Source organism: Actinomadura sp. SCN-SB (assembly GCF_043906805.1).
Classification (GTDB): Bacteria; Actinomycetota; Actinomycetes; order Streptosporangiales; family Streptosporangiaceae; genus Spirillospora.
Genome location: NZ_JBIMPP010000009.1, coordinates 43,569 through 64,372 on the forward strand (window position 1 = coordinate 43,569; position 20,804 = coordinate 64,372).

A 20,804-nucleotide genomic window follows, 5' to 3' on the forward strand; every position below is an offset into this window, starting at 1 on the left:
GAAAATCAAGTTCCGGTCATGGCGGTTCCGGAAGGCCCTCGCGTAATTTGGGGAGCATCTTGGCCGAGGACCCGTACCGGTCCGGAGCTCAATAACGAACTGTTGGGTGATGTCCGTGACTGAGTTGGCCGTGAACGGTGGATCACAAGTATGGTCCGGAGGCTGGCCGGCCTGGCCGTCGCAGACTCCGGCGACGACTGAGAACGTGCTGAGATGCCTGGCGTCACACCGGTGGGCGATCTCCGGCCCCAGGCTGGAGGATCCGGGGTTCGAGGAGCGGTTCGCGCAGAAGTTCGCTGATTTTCTTGGACTGGAGTATTGCGTTCCCACCGCGAACGGCAGCTCCGGCCTCGTCATCGCGCTGGAGGCGTTGGACATAGGGATCGGCGACGAGGTGATCGTGCCCGGTCTCACCTGGGTAGCCTCGGCTTCCACCGTCATGGCCGTGAACGCGCTTCCCGTCGTCGTCGACGTCGACGGCCGAACGATGTGCATCGATCCCGAGGCGGTGAGGGCGGCGATAGGCCCGCGAACCCGCGCGGTCAACGTTGTGCACCTCTACAACAACGTCTGCGACCTGACCGCCCTGCGCGAATTGTGCAGGCGCCATGGCCTGGCCTTGATCGAGGACTGCGCGCAGGCGCACGGCGCGGCCTGGGAGGGCAGGAAGGTGGGAGGCTGGGGCGACATCGGCGCGTTCAGCATGCAGCAGACGAAGCTGCTCACCGCAGGAGAGGGCGGCGCCGCCACGACCCGGGACGAAGCGCTGTACCGGCGTATGTACCAGCTCAGATCGGACGGCCGTTCCCGAGTTCAGGTGCCGCGGCCGGGGGAGATGGAGCTGAGCATGCTGGGGGAGGTCATGGGGTCGAACTACTGCATGTCGGAGTTGTCGGCCGCCGTACTGCTCGCCCAGCTTCAGGAGTTGCCCCGGCAGAACACGCATCGGGCGGCCAATGCGCAGCGGCTCGACGCTCTGCTGGAGCAGCTTCCGGGAGTCGCACCGGTTCAGGCATTGCCTCAGGTGACCGAACGGACCCATTACTACTACACGTTCCGAATCGATCCCGCCGCGTTCGCGGACCACACCGCGCCGACCATCGCGGCCGCACTTCGGGCCGAGACAGGGGCGCAGTTCCATCCCGTGTATCCGCCACTGTCACGGCATCCGCTCCTTCGGCCAGGGAGTAAGCGGCGTTACCAGGGGATCCAGAACCTACGGAGCATGGAGAAGGCTCACCTCCCGGAGGCGGAACGTGCGCACAGAGAGTGCGTGACCCTCCATCACTCCGCTCTGTTGGCGGAGCCGGAGAGGATGCAGGTGATCGCGGATGCGATCGAGAAGGTACAGCGGCACGCCGACCGGCTTGTCGCAATCCCGGATTCCGGCAGGAGCCCGCTGTGACGCGTCCAGAGCCCACGCCCGGTACTGCCGTCGGCGCGGCGCCGGACGTGATCGGGTTGGACCACACGGGGATAGTCGTGCCCGACCTGGAGCAGGCCCTCGCGTTCTATGCACGTGCCTTCGGTGCCGTGCTCGTGAGCCGCGAGCACGACACGGAGGTTGACGCGGAAGCGATCGGACTGCCGGGCGAACGCGTCCGCCTTCGCGGGGCCATTCTGAGGGTGGGCGGTGGTCAGCTAGAACTGCATGAATACCTTACGCCTCGGGGCACCGGCGTACGACGGGTATGCGACACCGGAATCGGGCATGTGGCCTTCGCCGTCACCGACATCGACAGGGCCTGCGAGCGACTGGGATCCGCGGGCATCCGATTCAACAGTCGGCCGGTCACCATTTACTCCGGCCCTCGAAAGGGCCGACGCTGGGTCTACGGTCGTGACCCCTGGGGCGTGGTCATCGAGCTATGCCAGCATCCGTTCGACGACGGGGTGATGGATCGGCACTTGATGGATCGGCACTGAAGCGGTCCAGCCGGCCGATCGGCTCGCTGGGCCGCCAGCTCAGCGCCGGCACCTCCGAGTCCAGCAGCCAGCCGTCCTCACGCGAGGAAGCGGGGTGGTACATGTGCACAAGCAGATCTTCGAAACTGTCGAACGCGTTGGCCATGTCGAACCGGTAGGCGAAATCGTTGTCCTCGCCGCCCCAACCCTCGAAACGCTCGTCCATCCCTCCGATGCGGAGGAACGCCTCGGCTCGCACCCACAGGCAGCACCCCACCGGGCGCCGGACCGCGAAGCCTCGCAGACTCTCACGGCCGATATCGGCGCACCGGCGCGTCAAGCGCTCACGGATCGCCCAGGAGGTGGCCGTGGCGTCCACGCACAGCATGTCCCGGTATGGAAGGTGCCCGCCTGTGCCGGGCCGCCGCAGACGGGCGGCGTTACGCGCCACGAAATCGCGGTCGACCAGAACATCGGCGTCCAGAATGCAGATCGCCTCGGCCCGTCCGAGTGCGTTGACCACACCGGCGTTGACCGCCCATGACTTGTTGAACTTCCCGGGCTTCTCCGCGAACAGGTAGGAGTCGGCGAAGGGCTCGATGATCTCCTGCCAGCGAGGTGTGTCGTCGGATTCCACGACGAGCACCCGGTAGTGCTCGCGGGGCGTCGACTGGTCCCGCAGCGCGAGGAGGCACGACAGGAGGTTGCGCAGTCGCTCGCCACCCGTCCCACGGTCCCGGAACGGCACGACGATCAGGATCTCGGCGGCGCCCGGATCGGCCGACGGTCTTCCCGGGGACCATGACCTCACCTCGTCGGCCGTCACCAGGACACCGTCGGGGCGGTAACGCCGGCCGAGATGAAAGCCCAACCGGGAATGGCACTCCGCCTGCCAGGCCAGGTCGAAGACACCGGCGATATCGTCGGTCTTCGCCTCGCGCAGCGCCGCCCGGAGGGCCGCGTGCCGCTCCGGGGAGGCCGGGTCGTCGATCAACGCGCCCGCCAGGTCGCGCACCCGGAGATCGTCGGCTCCGCGAATCGCGGCGATCACGCGATCGTGCCAGGGGCGCGCGGCGTTCCAGAACGTCACGCTCGCCTCGCGTGCGTACGGATCCGCGGAAACGACCAGGCAGTCCGCGACCGCCGCCGCGAGAACCGCGCGATCGGTGGGCATGAGAAACGACATCGACAGCTCCTCTCGGGCTCTGTGCGGTCGGGACAGGTCACCGGGAGGGCGCCGGGTCCGGGCGGTCGCCGTTGGCGGACAGCAGGGCGGACCGTATCTCCTCATGCGTCAGGTCGTCGGCGATAAGCGTCTCTCCCAGCCGGATCGGCAGGACGAAACGGAGGCTGCCGCCTCGTATCTTCCGGATCTGGCCCAGGGCGCCGACGATCTCGTCGGCGCTCACCTGCACCGGCAGGTCGCCCAGCGAGGTGGGCAGGCCGATCCGCCGCAGCAGAGCGAGGAGCGGCGCCAGGTCGGCGGGGTCGGCAAGCCCCCGGTTCTCGGCGATCCGCACGGCCACCGCCATGCCGAAAGCCACGGCCTCACCGTGCAGAACGGGGCCGTAACCGGTGACGGTCTCAACGGCGTGGCCCACCGTGTGGCCGAAGTTGAGCGGCCGACGCAGGTCCTCCTCGTAGGGATCGCGAGCGATGAGCCGGCACTTGATCTCGCTCGCGCCGGCCACAAGGCGTTCCAAGGCCACGGTCTCCCCTCTGAGGATCTCCGCCGCGGTGACGTCGATCAGCTCGAACAGGTCGGGGGAGGCGATGACGCCCTTCTTGATGGCCTCCGCCAGTCCCGAGCGCATCTGCCGGTCGTCCAGGGTGCTCAGATAGCTGACGTTGGAGACGACGGACTTGGGCTGGTAGAAGGCACCGATCAGATTCTTGGCCGAGTCATGGTCGACGGCCACCTTGCCCCCGAGCGCGGCGTCGACCTGGGCCAACAGGGTGGTGGGTACGTTCACGTAAGGAATGCCTCGCATGTACGCGCTGGCCACCCAACCCACAAGGTCGATCACCATGCCACCCCCGACGGCCATCAGGACATCGCGGCGTGCCATGGCCGTGCCGGCGAGCCAGTCGAGCAGCTCGAAGGCCGTACGGAGGCTCTTGCTGGTCTCACCCGGGGGAACCGAGGTCATAGAGACGTCCACACCGTTGTCGGCGAGCATGCGGGACAGCCGACGGGCGTGCAGGGCCGCCACCGTGTCATCGGTGATCAGCGCCACCCGCCGCCCGTCTATCTCGCCCAGCAAGGTCTTCACCGAGTCCGCTTCCGACGGCAGGACATGCACGCTATATCGGTCCGAACGCGCGGCCGTGGCGGTGATCGGCTCGTCCGGGTTGTGGTGCAGCGGAAGCTCATCGGTGAATCGAGCATGACCGACAGGAGAAATCATCGCGACCCATGGCCTTCCGGGCTCGACCGCCGAACCTTGGCGGGAACGAACGTCGTGATCGGATTATCGAAGGAAGGGTGAATCCAGCCGAGTCCCGGGCTCGGCCTTTGCGGCCGGCGAGCCGGAAGGCTTTGCACACGGCTTGCGTGCCCACGCTGCCTTCATTCGTCGCCGTCGCTTCAAGTCTGCCAGCCACGAGGATCCCGCATAAGCTCGATCCGGCGCGCGACCAGGCATGGTTGAGCGGATATGCCCATTCATATCGTGTTGCCGCGTCCCGTGGCGCGGGCCGGGATCGACGACGGTGGAGCGGACCGGCGTAGTGGATGAATGGTCCAGCGATCACCGCTGAGCCGATGGTTCAAGCGCAAGTCGGGGCGCGGCGCCACGCTGGGACGGGTGAGCGGCTGTACCGGGACACCTCCGGCCATGCCCCGGTCGGTCACGGTTGTTCGGCTACGCAGGTCGGGCGCCCGATCGAGACTTAACTCTTGCATATCGCAGGCGGATACTTGATCCGTGCCGCACTGTGGACGGCATTCGGATGGCTGGCCACGGTCGATCGTGCACATTATTCCGCGGCAGTACTCCACTGTGCTCAAAAGGTGGACACAGCGGCCCGATGACGATCACAGACGAATCGTTATGCCCAGCCGTCTTTCAGCCAGGAGGTTGTGAGCGTGAACAGCGAGATTCCCGTATTCGATCTGGCCGAGTGGCGTGCCGCCGACTCGGGCGAGCGCAGGCGAATGGCCAGGTCGCTGGACGCGGGTCTCAAGACCATGGCGGTGTTCCAGCTCCGGGGCCATGGGGTGCCGAGTACCTTGGCGGACGAGCTTCGTGCCGGCGGCCGCTCATTCTTCCGGCTACCGGTCGAGGAAAAGAACAAGTATCAGGTGGGACGGCCCTACGACAACGGCTGGCGCGGGCTGGGAGCGCATCATGCCACCGCACTGGAGGGGGCCGCCGGCGCGCCCGACCTCCATGAGGTCTTCCATATAGGGCCCGAACTCAAGACGGGGCGGCAAGAATTCGACGCGCTGTACTATCCGGCCAATAAATGGCCGCCCAACCTCCCGGAGTTCAAGTCGGCGGCGGACCGCTATATCGAATGCATGCTCGCCCTGACACGTGACCTTCTCACCGTGCTGGCACAAGCGCTCGGCGTCGCCGATGATTTTTTTGTCGCTCAATCGCAACGTGCCACCTGGACTCAGAACGTCCAATGGTACCCATCGCTGCGAACGGTGGGGAAAATCGAGGAGGGTCAACTGCGTGTCGGGCCTCATTCGGATTTCGGCACGATCGCCATACTGGACCGGCAACCCGGCGTCGGCGGTCTGCAGGTCTGGCATCCGACGCAGGGCTGGCTCACCCCACCCTATGACCCCGAGTCGCTCACGATCATCATCGGTGACCTCATGGAGGTATGGACGGACGGGCGCTGGTCGGCGCTGCGCCACCGCGTCCAAGCACCGAGTGCGCAGGTACCCGAGGAGGACTTGACATCGCTCATCTTCTTTTATGAGACCGACCCGGACACCGTCGTGACCCCGTTGCCCCCTCCCATAGGCGGCGGACGTTCCATGGAACCGATTGTCGCGGGCGAATCCATCCTCAAGAAGGTCGGCATCACCCTTGGCATGGAGGCCCCCGTGAAGTGACCACGGCCAAGCCCCCTGACGCGACATCCCACGAAAGGCCGCCTAGTATTCAGCAGGTCCGTCATCGGCGCGCGGCCGGTTCACCATGTGGGGTGCGTTCGTGCAGCGGTTCGTCGTGCTGTGGGGGGGCGGCTGCAACGGCGGCGCGGCCATGATGACCGCCCTTTTTCCGGAAGGGGCGCGGGCCAGTCACATGGCCGCAGTCGGCACTTTTCAAGTTGCTCACACCGCCCGGCACGAGGACAGCCGGCTGATCGCCCCCCACGCCCTCATCCGCCAGGCTCGAGGACTGGGCTTCCGCTACGCGGCGAGGCGAAGGCCTTCGCGGTCGCAGCGCCAGGGTCGCTACACCCCTGAGTCGATGCGGCACAAGATGCCGCCCGTCATCGCCGCCCAGGTCATCCAAGCGTTCACCGCCTGCGGAGTCTGGTGGTCCCTGATGCCTGCCAGACTGCCCGGAATGCGACCAGAAGGCGCCGTCGGCGAGGCTCTCTCCGGGTCGGCCCCTATAGTGCGGTGTCCACGAACGTTCGTCGGGTCTGGTGACACGCCGGGTGATGTCCCCGCCGCTGGTGCCGCTGGGCCTCACTCTCATGCAACGTGAGGGCTGTTGAGAGTGAGGACGCTGATGGCAGAGCCGGCCAAAGCGCGGCGGCCTGACCGATCAGGAAGGCCGCAAGCTGCAACAGATCGTGCGGCGGGGCGAGCACGAGTCGATCCGGGTGCGCCGGGAGATGATCACCATGGCGTCGGCGTCGGGACGACGGTTCCGGCGATCGCGCGGCTGGTCGCCGCGCATGAGGACACCGTCCGCGATGTCCTTCACGATTTCAACGCCTGGGGGGCTGGCCTGGCTGGACCCTAAGCAGGCGGGTGGCCGTCCCCGCCTGTCGCCAGCGACGACGAGGAGTTCATCGTCGCGGCGGCCACCACGCGCCCGGTCAGGCTCGGGCGTCCGTTCACGCACTGGAGCCTGCGCAAGCTGGCCGACTACCTGGAACGCAACACCGTCCGCCGGGTCAAAATCGGCCGAGAACGTCTGCGGCAGCTCCTGCGCAAGCGCGGTATTTCCTTCCAGCGCACCCGCACTTGGAAGGAGTCCAATGACCCCGGCAAGGACACCGAGCTGGACCGGATCGAGGAGGTCACCGCACCCACGGCGTCCGCTACTTTCACGGCTGCTAGTTTCATGGGCAGTGGCGGCTTTCATGGGCGGTGGCGGCGTGTGATGGGCGGAGGGGGAAATGGTCACACAGCTCTTGGGCTTCATCGGTGTCTCTGTCGCGGTGATCTGCACTCCGGGCCCCGACACCGCCCTCACCGTCCGCAACGCGCTGGCCGACGGCAGGCGCGGCGGTATCTGGACGGCCGCCGGGATCTCGCTGGGGCAGTGCGTCTGGACGATCGCCGCGAGCGTCGGCATCGCCGGCCTTGTCTATGCCTCCGAACCGGCGTTCCTTGCTCTCAAATACCTGGGCGCCGCATACCTGATCTTTCTGGGCGTCCAGTCGCTGCGGTCCGCCTGGCGCGGAGGCGAGGACGTGCCCGACACGTCGAAGAGCGCCGCCGGGACGCCGCTCCGGGCGCTGTCACAGGGCCTGATCAATGACCTGGCCAACCCCAAGATGGCGGCCTTCTTCATGAGCCTCCTGCCGCAGTTCGCCCCGAGCGGTGGCGGTGCCCTGCCCGTCATGCTGGCCCTGGGGCTGGTGTTCTGCCTGCTCACCTTCGCCTGGCTCGTCCTCTACAGCGTAGTGATCGACAAGGCGCGCGCACTGATCATCCGTGCCTGGTTCCGCAGAGGCATGGACATGGTGGCGGGGGGAGTCCTGGTCGCCTTCGGCGCCCGCCTGGCCCTGGCCGACCGCTGACACGCCCCGCGAAGGACGTCCGGCATCCCTGCCACGGCGGGCATGCGGAAGGGCGTCGAGGACGACGCGCCCGCACAGCCGTCGCCGTGGCAGGGAATCGCTGGACGGCGTCGCCGCCCGGCGCCCGTGGGTCATCCTTCTTGGGAGAAGGCGGCGGTGACCACGGCCTGGGCCAGGCCGGAGTACGGGGGGTGAAAGGCGGCGAGGGCGTCGTTCTCGCCTCGGATGACCACGCCGCGGGCGTTGGAGAATTCGCGGAAACCCTCCACGCCGCGGTGGCGACCGTAGCCGCTCGTGCCGCTGCCACCGAAGCCGAGCGAGGGCAGGGCGCCTTGGAGCGCGCAGGTGTTGACGCAGGCGCCACCGGAGATCGTGCGATCCAGGACGTCCCGGGCGACCGTGGCGTCGGAGGTGAAGACGTAGAGGCCGAGCGGACGGTCACCGGCGTTGACGTAGTCGATGGCCTCGTCGAGGGACGTGTACGTCTTGACCGGAAGGATGGCACCGGAGATCTCTTCCCGCATCAGGCCCAGGTCGTCGTCCGGGTCGAGGACGAGGGTGAGGGGTATCCGGCGGGTGGCACGGTCGACCTCGGCGCCGGGTTCCAGGGTGATCACCTCACAGCCGCTGTCCTTCGCCTCGTCCAGCAGGGCCAGCAGGCGGTCGAGGTGGCGGTCGGTGATGATGCCCGTGCAGTCCGGGGACCGGGAGTAGTCGTCGGCCACGTAGGACCTGGCGAGGTCGACGAACTCGGCGGCCTGCGCGGCGGGGACCAGGCAGTAGTCCGGTGCGATGCACACCTGGCCGCTTTTGACCATCTTGCCGCCGACGATCTGGGCGACGGTCTCGGCGTCCACGACCTCGACGATGGCCGGGTTCTTGCCGCCGAGTTCGAGGGTGAGCGGGGTGAGGTTGCGGGCGGCGGCGAGGGCGACCTCGCGGCCGACGGCGGCGTTGCCGGTGTAGAGGAGGTGGTCCCAGGGCAGTGTCGGGAACCGCCTGGCCAGTTCCAGGTCGCCGGTCACGACGGCGACGTGGTCGGGGGCGAAGGTCTCCGCGACCATGTCGCGCAGCAGCGCGGAGCTGGCGGGGGTGTGCTCCGACGGTTTGATCAGCACCCGGTTGCCGGCGGCGAGCATGTCGATCAGCGGGCCGAGGGAGAGCAGGAAGGGGAAGTTCCACGGCGAGATGATCCCCGTGACGCCCTTGGGCTGGTACTCGATGGCGGCGGTCGCGGTGCCGGCCAGCGCCGGGTCGGCGGGACGCGGGTCGGGCTCCATCCATCCGGGCAGCTGCTCGATGGTGTAGGCGGCCTGCCCGGCGACGGCGAGCACCTCGGTCATGGCGGTGAGCTGCTCGGGGTGGACGGCGAAGTCATCGGACATCGCGCGTTCGATGCGTGCGCGGTTGGCCATGACCATCTCGGCGACCATGCCCAGATGGCCGAGGCGTTCGTCCAGGGTGGGGGCGGGCCCGCGGGCGGCGCGGCGTTGCGCCTCGAACAGGGATCGCAGGTCATCCATGGAAGTCCTCTTTCGCCAGGAAGTCGAGCAGTTCGGGGACGATGCGCTCGTGGGCGTCCTCCTGGAGGTAGTGGCCGACCTCGTCCAGACGCACGACATCGGCGTCGGGGAAGGTCTCCAGCCACATCTCCCGCAGGACGTCCGGGGTGAAGCCCGGGTCCCGCATCGCCCAGACGATCTTGACCGGCCGGTCGCGGAAGTGCCGTTCCAGTCCCTCCTCCATCCGCGCGGCGAGCCTCGCCCAGGGCTGCTCGTCGGGCCGGACGGGGATCTCCCGCGGGAACACCAGCACGGCGGTCCGGCTGGACCAGGTCGGATGCGGGGCGAGATAGGCGCGCTTCACCATCGGGGTCAGCCGCTCGGGGGCCATCACGCCGACCTTGAACAGGAAGAGGCGGTGGAAGGCGGCCAGGCCCTTGACCATGACCTCGCCGAGGCCGGGCGCCCGGAACAAGGTGAGCGAGAACGGGACCTTGAACCTGCCGCGCGGGACGTGGACGGCCGTGTTGAGCAGGAACAGCCCGGCGACCCGCTCGGGATGGTCCACCGCCCAGGCCAGGCCGACCGGGCCGCCCCAGTCCTGCGGCACCACGACGGCGCCGTGCAGGTCGAGCGATTCCAGCAGCGCGTCCGTGCGCCGGATGTGCTCGCCGATCCGGTAGAGCGCGGGCCGGTCGGGCTTGTCCGAGCGTCCGAACCCGAGCATGTCCGGGACGATCACCCGGTGCCCGGCGTCCACGAGCGGGCCGATGAAGTCGCGGTAGAGGAAACCCCAGGTGGGGTTGCCGTGCAGCAGCACCACCGGACGTCCGTCGCGGGGGCCCTCGTCCACGTAGTGCAGCCTCCCGTCGGGGGTGTCGAACCATCGCGGCTCGTAGGGCCACAGCCCGCCGAACGTCCAGTCGGTCATCGCCCCTCCTTGCGCGCCAGGTCGAGCAGCTCGTCCACCGACCACTGGTCGTAGGCGTGCTCGCCGTACTTGTACGCCCGCACCCGGCCGTCCTCGTCGATCAGGAAGTCGCCGGGCAGGCCGAAGCGGCCGCCCTCGGGGAACAGCGCGGGCATCGGCCGCCGGTGGCGGAGGACCCCCCACAGGGAGCGCAGCACGGCCCGCACGATCGTCGCCCACACCCGGGGGTGCAGGATCGCCCGGCGCGCGGACTCCACGCCGAACTCGGCGTACAGCCGTTTGTCCGGGTCGGCCACGACGGCGAACGGCAGGTCACCCGCGTGCTCGCGCAGCAGGTCCGCCGTCGAGTGGAAGACCACGACCTCCCGGACGCCCGCCGCCTCGATCTCCGCGTGCCGGCCCACGACCGACCGCAGGTGAAGGTTGCAGACGGGGCATCCGGCGAAGCGCCGTAGCTGTAGATGGACGAGGCGGCCCGGTTCGGGGATCGGGACGGCGGCGCCATGGATGTCGGTCAGCGTCCGCTTCGCCACGGCCGTTCCGAGCGTGATGGCCGTCCTGCCGCTCATCGGCTCACCTCCGAGCGGAGCATGGCCGTCGCCGCCTCGTCCACCGCGAGGTCATCGCCCGTCCGGGTGATGACGACCCCGTATGCCGCACGGGCCTGCTCCTGCGAGACGTATCCGGCCCGTACGTCGGCCAGCACCCGATCGACCGGACGGGCCTTCGGGTCGCCGTGGCCGCCGCCCCCGCCGAGCTCGATGACGTGGGCGTCTCCGGCGGCCAGGTCGAGCGCCGCGACCTTGCCGTTGGGAAAGTCGATCACTTCGCCGTCGGCACGCTCGATCCGCACGTGGTTGCCGGCCGCCGCGTGCCCGCCCTTCAGTCCCCATGGTGCGCAGGAGGTGCGTTCGATCCAGGTGTCCAGCTTGGCCGCGGTGTGGACGCGGATGCGCAGCCTGGTCCCCAGCCCGCCGCGGTGCAGCCCGGCTCCGCCCGAGTCCTGGACGAGCGAGTACTCCTCGATGGTGACCATCGGGGACTTGGCCTCCACCACCTCGACGGGGGCGTTGTGGGTGTCGCCGTCGTTGATGCACATCGTGGCGCTCTGCCCGTCCGCCCGCGAGGTGGCGCCCCAGCCGCCGCCCTGCGGCCCGCCGAAGAACTGGAAGAAGCGCCCGGTCGCCTCGTCCACGCCGTAGGTGTGCGACATCCCCAGGTCGGCGTGGTGGCCGGCGATGGTGGCGTCCGGCATGACCTCGGCCATCGCCCGGAAGACGCAGTCGACGACGGTCATCGGATAGGTCATCCACAGCCGCATCGCGGCCGGGCGGACCGCGCTGACGACCGTCCCCGGCGGCAGGACCACCTTCAGCGGGCGCAGCGACCCGTGGTTGATCGGGTACTCCTGCGGCGAGGTGAGGCATTTGAACGCGACCTGGGCGGCGGACCGCCCGGCCGTGGCGCCCGAGTTGAAGTAGCCGGCGACCTGCGGGCTCATCTCGCCGAGGTCGATGGTCATGGTGTCGCCCTCGACCACCACCCGCACCCGGACCGGGACCCGCTCGCCGACCTTCACCCCGTCGTCGTCCATGTACGCCTCGGCGCGGTACTCGCCGTCCGGGATCCGCGCCACCGCCTGCCGGCTCAGCTCCTCGCCCCGCCGGAACACGTCGGCGATCCCGGCCTTGACGACGTCGGCGCCGTAGCGCTCCAGCATCGCGCGCATCCGGGTCTCCCCGGTGCGGACGGCGGCGACCTGCGCCCGGAAGTCGCCCATCGCCAGGTCCTGGAACCGGACGTTCAGCGCGATCAGCCGGGTCAGCTCGTCGTCCTGGACGCCCTCCTTGAAGATCTTCACGATCGGGACCTGGAGGCCCTCGGAGTAGATGTCGGTGGTGGTGCCGCCGAGCACGCCGCCCACGTCGATCCAGTGCGCCATCGACGAGGCGAAGGCGATCAGCTCGCCCTCGTGGAAGATCGGCAGAGTGAAGATCATGTGGTTGAGGTGGCTGCCCATGATGTAGGCGTCGTTGGTGAGCAGGATGTCGCCGGGCTTGATCCCGTCCCGGCCGTAGAACTCCAGCTTCGCCTTGATGGCGTCGGACAGCCCGCCCACGAACATCGGCAGGCCGAGCCCGACCGAGATCGTGTCACCGTTGGCGTCGAACAGCCCCACGGTGAAGTCCTGGGCCTCGTAGATGATCAGGTTGTAGGCCGTGCGCATCAGGTTCGTCTTCATCTCCTCGGTGATCGCGACGAACCCGGCACGGATGATCTCGGCGGTGATCGGGTCGATCGTGCTCGCGCCGGACGCGGCGTCGGTGATGCTCATGGCCGGGCTCCGATCTCCAGCAGCAGGTTTCCGTAGCCGTCGACCTCGGCGCGGTCGCCGGGGCGCAGCAGCGTGGTGGCGGTGGGTTCCTCGATGACGGCGGGCCCGGCGATCCGGTTGCCGGCACGTAGCGCGTCCCGCGCGTACACCGGGGTCGGGACCGCGCCCTCGGCGGGGACGAAGACGACGTCGCGGACGCCGGTCGCGGCCTCGTCCGGCGGTACCGCCGTCCCCTCGGGGATCGTGGTCAGTTCGGGCTTGCGGAGCCGGCCGACCGCCGAGACGCGCAGGCTGACGATCTGCGCGGGTTCGCCGGGCGCGCTGTGGCTGTAGCGGCGCTCGTGCTCGGTGTCGAACGCGCGTTTCACGTCGCCGACATCGTCGAGGCCGGACGGCACGTTCACGGTGACGGTGTGCTCCTGGCCGACGTACCGCATGTCGGCCGCGCGCAGGAACTCGATGGAGCCGAACTCCAGCTTGCCCTCGGCCAGCGCGCGTCCGCACTCGTCCTCCAGCTCCCGGTAGGACGACTCGATCTCCTCCGCCGTCACCTCGCTCAGCGTCCGGACGCCGGTCTGGACGACGTCGATCCGCAGGTCCGCCATGAGCATGCCGAACGCCGAGAACAGGGCGGGGTTCGGCGGCACCACCACCCGCCGGATCGCCAGCTCGCGGGCGACCAGCGACACGTGCAGGGGGCCGTTGCCGCCGTAGGCGACCAGCACGAAGTCCCGCGGGTCCAGGCCGCGCTCGGTGGTCACCGCACGGACCGAGTTCGCCATCGAGGCGGCGCCGATGGCCGTGATCCCGGCCGCGGTGGACGCCGTGTCCATGCCGAGCTCGGTGGCCAGGGCGCCCACCGCGCGCCGGGCGGCGTCACCGTCCAGTTCCAGTCCTCCGGCCAGCGTGCCCCGCGGCGCCAGATGCCCCAGCACCACCGAGGCGTCGGTGATGGTGGCCTGCGTGCCGCCCCGGCCGTAGCAGGCCGGGCCGGGGTCGGCGCCGGCGCTGTGCGGCCCCACGTGGACGCCGCCGGCCTGGTCGAGCCAGGCGACGCTGCCGCCGCCCGTGCCGACCTCGACGATGTCCAGGCAGGGGATCCGGATCGGCAGTCCCGTGGCGTAGCCGCCGAGAAAGTAGTCGCTGGCCATCGGGAACGTCAGGTCGCGGATCACCGCCGACTTCGCCGTGGTACCGCCCATGTCGAACGCGATCGCCTCGCGGTGCCCCAGCGCCTCGCACAGCGCGATCGTGCCGACCACGCCTCCGGCCGGGCCGGACTCCAGCATCTGCACGCACTGGCCGGACGCGGTGACCACGTCGGACACGCCGCCGTTGGACTGCATCACCGCCAGGGCCGCGCCGGAGCCGCCCTCCCGCAGCCGGTCCTCCAGGCGTCCCAGGTAGTCGCTCACCAGCGGGCCCACGAACGCGTTGGCCACCACCGTGGACGTCCGCTCGAACTCGCGGTACTCGCGGCTGATCTCGTGGGACAGCGTGACGTACACGCCGGGCAGTTCCGCGCGCAGGATCTCGCCGACGCGGATCTCATGCGCGGGGTCGCGGTAGGCGTGCAGCAGCACCACCGCCACCGACTCGACGCCGAGCGCGGCCAGGCGGCGGGCGATCTCCAGGGTGCGCGCCTCGTCGAGCGGTCTCGCGACCGTGCCGTCGGCCCGCAGCCGCTCGGGCACCTCGAAGATCATCTCGCGGGGGACCAGCGGGCGGTGCTTGGTGAAGGCGAGGTTGAACGCGTCCGGCCGGTTGATCCTGCCGATCTCGTAGACATCGCGGAACCCCTCGGTGGTCAGCAGCGCGGTCCGTGCGCCCTTGCGCTCGATCAGCGCGTTGACCACGACGGTGCTGCCATGGATGGCGAAGGCGAGCTCGTCCACCGGGATGTCGGCGGCGCGCAGGCCGCCGAACACGCCGTCGATGAGGTCATGCGGAGTGCTGAGCGTCTTGCCCAGCGTCAGCGTGCCCTTGACGTCGTCGTAGCCCACGACGTCGGTGAACGTCCCGCCGATGTCGACGGCGGCCCTAATCGGCATGGATGACTCTCCTTTTCGGGGATGCCCGCTTTTCAGGGATGCCTGCGCAGCGCGAGGCGTTCCAGCAGTTCGACCGCGGCGAAGACGAGGACGGCCAGCACGGCCAGGCTGATGACGCACGCGAACAGCAGCGGCACGTTCTGGTTGCCGCTCGCCGAGATCGTCAGGTAGCCCAGGCCCGCCCCCCCGACGATGAACTCGCCCACCACCACGCCGATCACGGCGAAGGTGATGGCGACCTTGAGCCCGGCCAGCACGCTCGGCAAGGCCGTGGGCAGGCGGACGAGCCGGAACAGCCGCCAGCGGGAGGCGCCCATCGAGCGGCCCAGCCGCACCAGGTCCGGGTCGATCGTGGTGAGCCCCAGCACGGTGTTGACGATGATCGGGAAGATGGCCACCGACACGGCGATCAGCACGTTGGTCATCAGCCCGAACCCGAACCACACGATGAACAGCGGGCCGAGCGCCACCTTCGGCACGGCCTGGGTCATCACCAGCAGCGGGTAGCCCAGCCGCTCGACCACACGGGAGAAGGCCATCGGGATCGCCAGGAGCACGCCGAGCACCGCCGAGATCCCGAAGGCCAGCAGGATTCCGCGCAGCGTGACCCAGCCCTGCTTCAGCAGCGGCTCGCGGTAGGTGGACAGCGCCTCCACGACCTGGGCGGGGGTGGGCAGCAGGTAGTCGGGTGTGCGTCCCACCAGCACCACCCCCTGCCACACGGCGACGACCAGCGCGATCGCCAGCACGTACCAGAAGGCCGTCTGCCCGCCGATCCACCGGCCCAGGCTAGACATCGGCCACCGTCCCCTGCTCCCGTTCGGCCAGCATGCGGCGGAGGCGGCCGGTGCGGGCGACGAACTCCGGCTCCTCGCGCACGGCCATCGACCGGGGGCGCGGCAGATCGACCCGCACCTCACCGGCGATCCGGCCGGGCCGCGGCGACATCACCACCACCCTGTCGGCGAGGAAGGCCGCCTCGTCGATGCCGTGGGTCACGAAGAGGACGGAGGTCTGTGTGCGCGCGGCCAGCTCGCCCAGTTCGACGTTCAGGCTCTCCCGGGTGAGCGCGTCCAGGGCGCCGAACGGCTCGTCCATGAGCAGCAGCGGCGGCCGGTGCACCAGGGCGCGGCAGAGCGCCACCCGCTGCCGCATGCCACCGGACAACTCCCGCGGGAACCGCCGTGCGAACCGTGTCAGCCCCACCATCTCCAGCAGCTCGCGGGCTCGCTCGCGATAGGGCGCGGTGGGCAGGCCGCGCATCTGGAACTGGAGCAGGATGTTGTCCTCGCAGGTGCGCCATTCCAGCAGCAGGTCGCGCTGGAACATCACGCCGGCCTCCAGCAGCGGTTCGGTCACCGCCCGCTCCCCGACCATCACCTGGCCCTTCGTCGGGGTGTCGAGACCGGCAAGGATCGCCAGCATCGTGCTCTTGCCGCAGCCGCTGGGGCCCAGCACGCTGACGAACTCGCCGGGGTCGAGGGTCAGGTCCACCCCGTCCAGCGCGGTGATGGGCCCCTCGGGGGAGGGGAACACCTTGGTCACGCCCGTGGCGCGCAGCGTGCGCGCGGCCGGGCCTGTCCGCCCTGTCACGGCGGTGCGGGCGCGCGCTTCAGCACGTCCCGGTGCCAAGGCCGTTCCCCTTCGTGAACAGGCTGTTGTCGAAGTAGGCCCGGCTGTCGGCGGGGCCCTGCAGATCGGCCACCTTCCGCAGGCTCGTCACCGTGTTCGACCAGTCGGAAGGGGAGTTCTCTCCGTAGGGGCGGCCGCGCTGGCTCGGCGAGCACAGGAATTCGAGCACCGACTTCAGCGTGCCGAGCGACTGCCCGCGGTCGAGCTGGGGGTGTTGGGCGAGGAGCGCGTCGATCGCCGCCTCGGGGTCGCGCTTGGCCGCCTGGAAACCGCGCAACGTGGCACGGACGAAGCCACGAACCATCTGCGGGCGCTCGCTGAGCGTACGCTTGGAGACGACTAGCGCGTAGTCGGGTGGATTGAAGCCGGCCTCCGACTGCAGCAGGACGTTGGCGGGCCGCCGTGCCGCCTGGGGCGCGAAGTGCCGCACGGTGTACATCGCGTCCACCTTGCCGCTCACGTACGTCGTGATCAGGGCGTTCGGGTCCGCCACGACCGCCCTGACATCGGACTCGGCCAGGCCCGCCCCCGCCAGCGCCGCGTACATGTTCCGCTCCACCAGCGCGGTCACCGCGATGGACTTGCCGCGCAGGTCCTTGATCGAGGCGATGCCGGAATCCTTGGGGACGAAGAATCCGAAGCTGGTGCGCCCCAGGACGGTGGCCACGCCCGTGACCTGCTGGCCCTGCGCCACCGCCGTGATCAGATTGGTGACCGCGGCCATGCCCACGTCCGAGCCGCCGCTGCCGGCATCCGTGATCGCCTGGGTGGAGCCCTTGCTGTCGCGGATCTCGACCTCCAGACCTTCCTGTTCGTAGTAGCCGAGCTTGGCGGCGTAGTAGTAAGGCGCGTCGGCGCCCGACGTCACGAACGGGCCTCGGTAGAGGACCTTGGTCAGTGGCTTCCCACCGGCCTGCCCTCCACCCCCGCATCCCGCGACCGCCAGTACGGCGGCCACCACCAATCCGCCCACCGAGGCTCTCGCCGTAACACCGAGACGACCGCCGTTCAGGCCAAGGACGAACACGGCCTTCACCGCCTTCCGATTCTGGAGACTGGCCACAGTGGCTAAAGGACTGTATCCAGTTCTGCCAAAAGAATGTACAGTGGCGTCGCCATGTTGTACAGCCGCGGGTCCCGCCCACGGCGAAGGGAGGACTCGGTGCGACTGACCACGATCCGACTGAAGGACGGCGACGGCATGACGACCGCGGCGGGACGGCTCGACGGTGACCTGATCAGCGTCCTGCCGTACCCGGACGTCGGTGCGCTCCTGGCCTCCGGGCCCGACTGGCGAGAGCGGGCGGCGCGGGCCGGCGACCGGACCGTCCCGGTGTCCGAGGCGAGCTTCGCGCCGCTGGTACCGCGTCCCGAGAAGGTGCTGTGCGTCGGGGCCAATTACCGCGACCACATCGCCGAGGCCGGGATCGAGGTCCCGCGGTACCCCACGATCTTCGCCAAGTACGCCCGCAGTCTCATCGGCCCGTACGACGACATCGTCCTGCCGGCCAACTCCGACGCGGTGGACTGGGAGGTCGAGCTGGGCGTGGTGATCGGCGAGGCCGCCCGGAACATCGACCCGGAGGCGGCGTGGGACGTGATCGCCGGTTACACCATCGTCAACGACATCAGCATGCGCGACTGGCAGCTCCGCACCTCGCAGTTCCTGCAGGGCAAGACGTTCGAGGCCAGCACGCCGGTCGGGCCCTACCTGGTCACGCCCGACGAGGTCGGGCACGCGCGAGCGGCCGGTCTGACCTGTGCCGTGGACGACGACGTGATGCAGAAGTCGGTGACCAGCGAGCTGGTCTTCTCCGCGGCGGAGATCGTCTCCTACATCAGCTCGTTCATCACGCTGGTGCCCGGCGACCTCATCGCCACCGGGACACCCGGCGGTGTGGGCGCCGCGCGCAAGCCGCCCCTGTTCCTGACCGACGGCCGGACCCTCACCACACGGATCGACGGGCTCGGCGAGCAGGTCAACCGCTGCGTCGCGGCGTCACGGTGAGGAGCGCGCGATGCAAGTGATCGAATTCTTCGACCGGGGCGCCGCCCTCAACCCCGGCGGCATCGCGTTCGTCCGTCCGGACGGGACCGGCGCGCTGACCTACGCCGAGGCCGCCGACCTCACCCACCGGGTCGCGTCCGCTCTGATCGACAACGGCCTGGGCCCTGGGGCGCCGGTGGGCGTGCTCAGCGCCAACACCACGCGGCTCTTCCCGTGCGTGCTCGGGGTGCTGCGCGCCGGCTGCGCATGGGTCGCGCTCAACGCCCGCTCCACGCCCGACGACCTGATCGCGCTGCTGGAACTCGTCGGGGCGCGGGCGCTGCTGCACTCCGCGGACCTGGCCGGGGTGGCCGAGCGGATCCGCGGAGCGGTCGGCACGCTCGAACAGGTCGTCGCGATCGACGACCTGGAGAAGTGGGCGGCTCCGGCGGGCGTCCGCGTCCCGCCGCCCCCGCTGGACCCGGAGGCGGTCGCCGGCTACTTCGGCACCGGCGGCACGACCGGCCGGCCCAAGGCCGTCGAGGTTCCCAACCGGGCCTTCGAGACGATGATCCACGCCTTCAACGCCCACATGCCCGAGCGCGACCCGGTGAACCTGGTCGCGGCGCCGATGACGCACGCGGCCGGCGCGCTGGTCTTCCCCGTCCTCGCCCTGGGCGGACGGAACATCGTGCATGACGGCGTCGTACCGGAGGAGATCGTCGAATCGATCGAGCGGAACGCGGTGACCCGCCTCTTCCTGCCGCCGACCGCCATCTACGCGCTGCTCGACCACCCCGGCACGCGACGGCGCGACCTGTCGAGCCTGCGCTACTTCATCTACGGGGCGGCGCCGATGTCGGTGGCCAAGCTGGAAGAGGCGATGGACGTCTTCGGGCCGGTGATGGCCCAGTGTTACGGTCAGACCGAACTCCCCATGATGTGCACCTACTTCGGGCCGGACGAGCACGCCGAGGCACGCGCCCAAGCGCGGCTGCGGGGCCGGCTGGCGAGCTGCGGGCGGCCGTCCCTGGTCGCGAACGTGGCGGTCGTGGACGACGACGGCGCTCCCAGGCCCGTCGGCGAGCCCGGCGAGATCGTCGTCCGAAGCTCCCTGAGGATGAAGGGCTACCACAAGGCACCCGACCAGACCGCGGCCGTCGGTCTCCCCGGCGGCTGGCTCGCCACCGGCGACGTCGGCAGATTCGACGAGGACGGCTACCTCTACATCGTCGACCGCAAACGCGACCTCATCATCTCCGGCGGCTTCAACGTCTACCCGAGCGAGGTCGAGCAGGTCCTTCTCGGCCATCCGGCCGTCCGGGACTGCGCCGTCATCGGCCTGCCGGACGCGAAGTGGGGCGAGCGCGTGACGGCCGTCGTGCAGCTCAAGACGGGCGCCACCGCCGATCCCGACGACCTCGTCGCCCTGTGCAAGGGCCGCTTGGGCAGCATCAAGGCGCCCAAGGAGGTCATCTTCCGCGAACTGCCCAGATCAGCCGTTGGCAAGGTGCTCAAGAGAACCCTGCGCGAAGATTACTGGCGCGGCCGCGATCGCATGGTGTGAGTCTGTGTACAATACATCTGAAATTGTGCACAGTGATCGAGCCGAACGGGGAACCGCCGACGTGACCGCCAATCCCGCGCACTCCAGAGCCGGCGCGGGAACCAGGAACGTGCACGACGTTCTGCGCCGCCTCATCATCGAAGGCACGCTCCCGCCCGGCTCCGAGATCTCCCAGCTCCAGCTCAGCCGCCAGCTCTCGGTCAGCCGCACCCCGCTGCGCGAGGCCCTGCGGCTCCTCGAACGCGAGGGACTGGTCGAGGACATCGGCCCCCACCGCTCGGTCCGGATCAGCCCGCTGAGCATGAACGACCTGGACGACCTGTACTCGCTCCGGGTCATGGGCGAGGGGCTGGCGGTCTGGCTCACGGTCCCGATGCTCCGCACCAAGGATTTCGAGCAGATGGAGCGGGAACTCGACCACGCCGGCCGGGACGGCGACACCGAGGCGCACTATCGCTTCCACGCCATCCTCCGCCAAGGCGCCGGGCCGCGGCTCCGCGACCACCTGGAGAGGCTCTTCGACCACGCCGAACGTTACCAGCGCGCGTTCATGGACCAGGAGCGCAACAGCGCGGCGTTCGACGCCAAGATCGAGGAGCACCGCAAGCTGCTGGAGGCATGCCGCGCCGGGGACCGTCGCCTGGCACGCGACCTGCTGGTCGACCACATCGCCGGCACGGCCATCACGCTCATGACCGCCCAGCGCCACGCCCCCTTCGCCCTCCCCACCGCCCTCGCCATGGTCAAGTCCGCCGAAGAGCCCCCACGAACCCTCGGCCTCTGACACGACCGTGGCCCCTGCCGGCGTACGGTGCCGCCGCCGCCTGGCGCGTCGTGCCTGACCACCCCGGCCGCGATCCGCGCGGGGTCACCTGCCGTGAGGCGCCGTTACGGATACGGCCCGCGGGCACGTTCCGCCTCCGCGGCGGGCACGGCATGCTCGGCGACTCC

Annotated in this window: 18 protein-coding genes; 7 read left to right on the forward strand and 11 right to left on the reverse strand. The window is 69.5% G+C overall.

The features are described 5' to 3' along the window. Positions 1-115 precede the first annotated feature (115 nt). Both ACGWYJ_RS08120 and ACGWYJ_RS08125 read left to right on the forward strand, forming a co-directional pair. Positions 116-1,405 (forward strand): DegT/DnrJ/EryC1/StrS family aminotransferase, encoded by a 1,290-nt coding sequence (locus ACGWYJ_RS08120; RefSeq protein WP_395105053.1) that lies wholly within the window; start codon positions 116-118, stop codon positions 1,403-1,405. Continuing rightward, complete coding sequence (locus ACGWYJ_RS08125; protein ID WP_395105054.1) at positions 1,402-1,926, forward strand: VOC family protein; 525 nt, start codon at positions 1,402-1,404, stop codon at positions 1,924-1,926. Before ACGWYJ_RS08120 ends, ACGWYJ_RS08125 begins: the two co-directional genes overlap by 4 nt. Here ACGWYJ_RS08125 and ACGWYJ_RS08130 read toward each other — a convergent pair. Together ACGWYJ_RS08130 and aroB are read right to left on the reverse strand one after the other, a co-directional pair. Then, positions 1,859-3,091 carry a glycosyltransferase gene (locus tag ACGWYJ_RS08130; RefSeq protein WP_395105055.1) on the reverse strand — a complete coding sequence of 411 codons (1,233 nt, stop codon included), beginning with the start codon at positions 3,089-3,091 and terminating at the stop codon, positions 1,859-1,861. The genes ACGWYJ_RS08125 and ACGWYJ_RS08130 overlap by 68 nt on opposite strands. Positions 3,092-3,128: 37 nt before the next feature. Next, positions 3,129-4,313: a 3-dehydroquinate synthase gene (gene aroB, locus ACGWYJ_RS08135; protein WP_395105056.1), complete on the reverse strand. Its 1,185-nt coding sequence runs from the start codon at positions 4,311-4,313 to the stop codon at positions 3,129-3,131. A gap of 680 nt (positions 4,314-4,993) precedes the next feature. On the opposite strand from aroB, the gene ACGWYJ_RS08140 reads away from it, so the two are divergent. Continuing rightward, positions 4,994-5,977 (forward strand): isopenicillin N synthase family dioxygenase, encoded by a 984-nt coding sequence (locus ACGWYJ_RS08140; protein WP_395105057.1) that lies wholly within the window; start codon positions 4,994-4,996, stop codon positions 5,975-5,977. Between the two features lie 664 nt (positions 5,978-6,641). On the opposite strand, the gene ACGWYJ_RS08145 is transcribed toward ACGWYJ_RS08140, so the two are convergent. Continuing rightward, entirely contained in the window at positions 6,642-7,247 is a 606-nt protein-coding gene (locus ACGWYJ_RS08145) for a hypothetical protein (RefSeq protein WP_395105058.1), read from the reverse strand. On the opposite strand from ACGWYJ_RS08145, the gene ACGWYJ_RS08150 reads away from it, so the two are divergent. Then, positions 7,222-7,848: a LysE family translocator gene (locus tag ACGWYJ_RS08150; RefSeq protein ID WP_395105059.1), complete on the forward strand. Its 627-nt coding sequence runs from the start codon at positions 7,222-7,224 to the stop codon at positions 7,846-7,848. The genes ACGWYJ_RS08145 and ACGWYJ_RS08150 overlap by 26 nt on opposite strands. A 131-nt stretch (positions 7,849-7,979) precedes the next feature. On the opposite strand, the gene ACGWYJ_RS08155 is transcribed toward ACGWYJ_RS08150, so the two are convergent. Genes ACGWYJ_RS08155 through ACGWYJ_RS08190 form a run of 8 tightly spaced genes read right to left on the reverse strand, consistent with a single transcriptional unit; the run spans position 7,980 to position 17,257 of the window. Further along, positions 7,980-9,371, reverse strand: coding sequence for an aldehyde dehydrogenase family protein (locus ACGWYJ_RS08155; protein ID WP_395105060.1), 1,392 nt, complete (start codon positions 9,369-9,371; stop codon positions 7,980-7,982). Then, the gene (locus ACGWYJ_RS08160; RefSeq protein WP_395105061.1) at positions 9,364-10,281 is read right to left on the reverse strand and encodes an alpha/beta fold hydrolase; all 918 of its coding nucleotides are present in this window, start codon (positions 10,279-10,281) and stop codon (positions 9,364-9,366) included. Before ACGWYJ_RS08160 ends, ACGWYJ_RS08155 begins: the two co-directional genes overlap by 8 nt. Then, positions 10,278-10,850, reverse strand: coding sequence for a peroxiredoxin-like family protein (locus ACGWYJ_RS08165; RefSeq protein WP_395105062.1), 573 nt, complete (start codon positions 10,848-10,850; stop codon positions 10,278-10,280). Before ACGWYJ_RS08165 ends, ACGWYJ_RS08160 begins: the two co-directional genes overlap by 4 nt. Next, positions 10,847-12,616: a hydantoinase B/oxoprolinase family protein gene (locus ACGWYJ_RS08170; protein ID WP_395105063.1), complete on the reverse strand. Its 1,770-nt coding sequence runs from the start codon at positions 12,614-12,616 to the stop codon at positions 10,847-10,849. The genes ACGWYJ_RS08165 and ACGWYJ_RS08170 overlap by 4 nt, the downstream gene beginning before the upstream one ends. Further along, entirely contained in the window at positions 12,613-14,667 is a 2,055-nt protein-coding gene (locus ACGWYJ_RS08175) for a hydantoinase/oxoprolinase family protein (protein WP_395105064.1), read from the reverse strand. The genes ACGWYJ_RS08170 and ACGWYJ_RS08175 overlap by 4 nt, the downstream gene beginning before the upstream one ends. A 32-nt stretch (positions 14,668-14,699) precedes the next feature. Further along, positions 14,700-15,464 (reverse strand): ABC transporter permease, encoded by a 765-nt coding sequence (locus ACGWYJ_RS08180; protein WP_395105065.1) that lies wholly within the window; start codon positions 15,462-15,464, stop codon positions 14,700-14,702. After that, positions 15,457-16,260, reverse strand: a complete 804-nt coding sequence (locus tag ACGWYJ_RS08185) for an ABC transporter ATP-binding protein (protein WP_395105066.1) — start codon at positions 16,258-16,260, stop codon at positions 15,457-15,459. The genes ACGWYJ_RS08180 and ACGWYJ_RS08185 overlap by 8 nt, the downstream gene beginning before the upstream one ends. Before the next feature lie 19 nt (positions 16,261-16,279). Next, positions 16,280-17,257, reverse strand: a complete 978-nt coding sequence (locus ACGWYJ_RS08190) for an ABC transporter substrate-binding protein (protein ID WP_395105067.1) — start codon at positions 17,255-17,257, stop codon at positions 16,280-16,282. A gap of 204 nt (positions 17,258-17,461) precedes the next feature. Between ACGWYJ_RS08190 and ACGWYJ_RS08195 the strand changes: the two genes are divergently transcribed. From ACGWYJ_RS08195 to ACGWYJ_RS08205, 3 genes are all read left to right on the forward strand, one after another. Further along, positions 17,462-18,307 (forward strand): fumarylacetoacetate hydrolase family protein, encoded by an 846-nt coding sequence (locus ACGWYJ_RS08195; protein WP_395105068.1) that lies wholly within the window; start codon positions 17,462-17,464, stop codon positions 18,305-18,307. A gap of 10 nt (positions 18,308-18,317) precedes the next feature. Continuing rightward, the gene (locus tag ACGWYJ_RS08200; RefSeq protein ID WP_395105069.1) at positions 18,318-19,853 is read left to right on the forward strand and encodes an AMP-binding protein; all 1,536 of its coding nucleotides are present in this window, start codon (positions 18,318-18,320) and stop codon (positions 19,851-19,853) included. A gap of 61 nt (positions 19,854-19,914) precedes the next feature. Continuing rightward, positions 19,915-20,637, forward strand: a complete 723-nt coding sequence (locus ACGWYJ_RS08205) for a GntR family transcriptional regulator (RefSeq protein ID WP_395105070.1) — start codon at positions 19,915-19,917, stop codon at positions 20,635-20,637. The last annotated feature ends 167 nt before the right edge of the window (positions 20,638-20,804 follow it).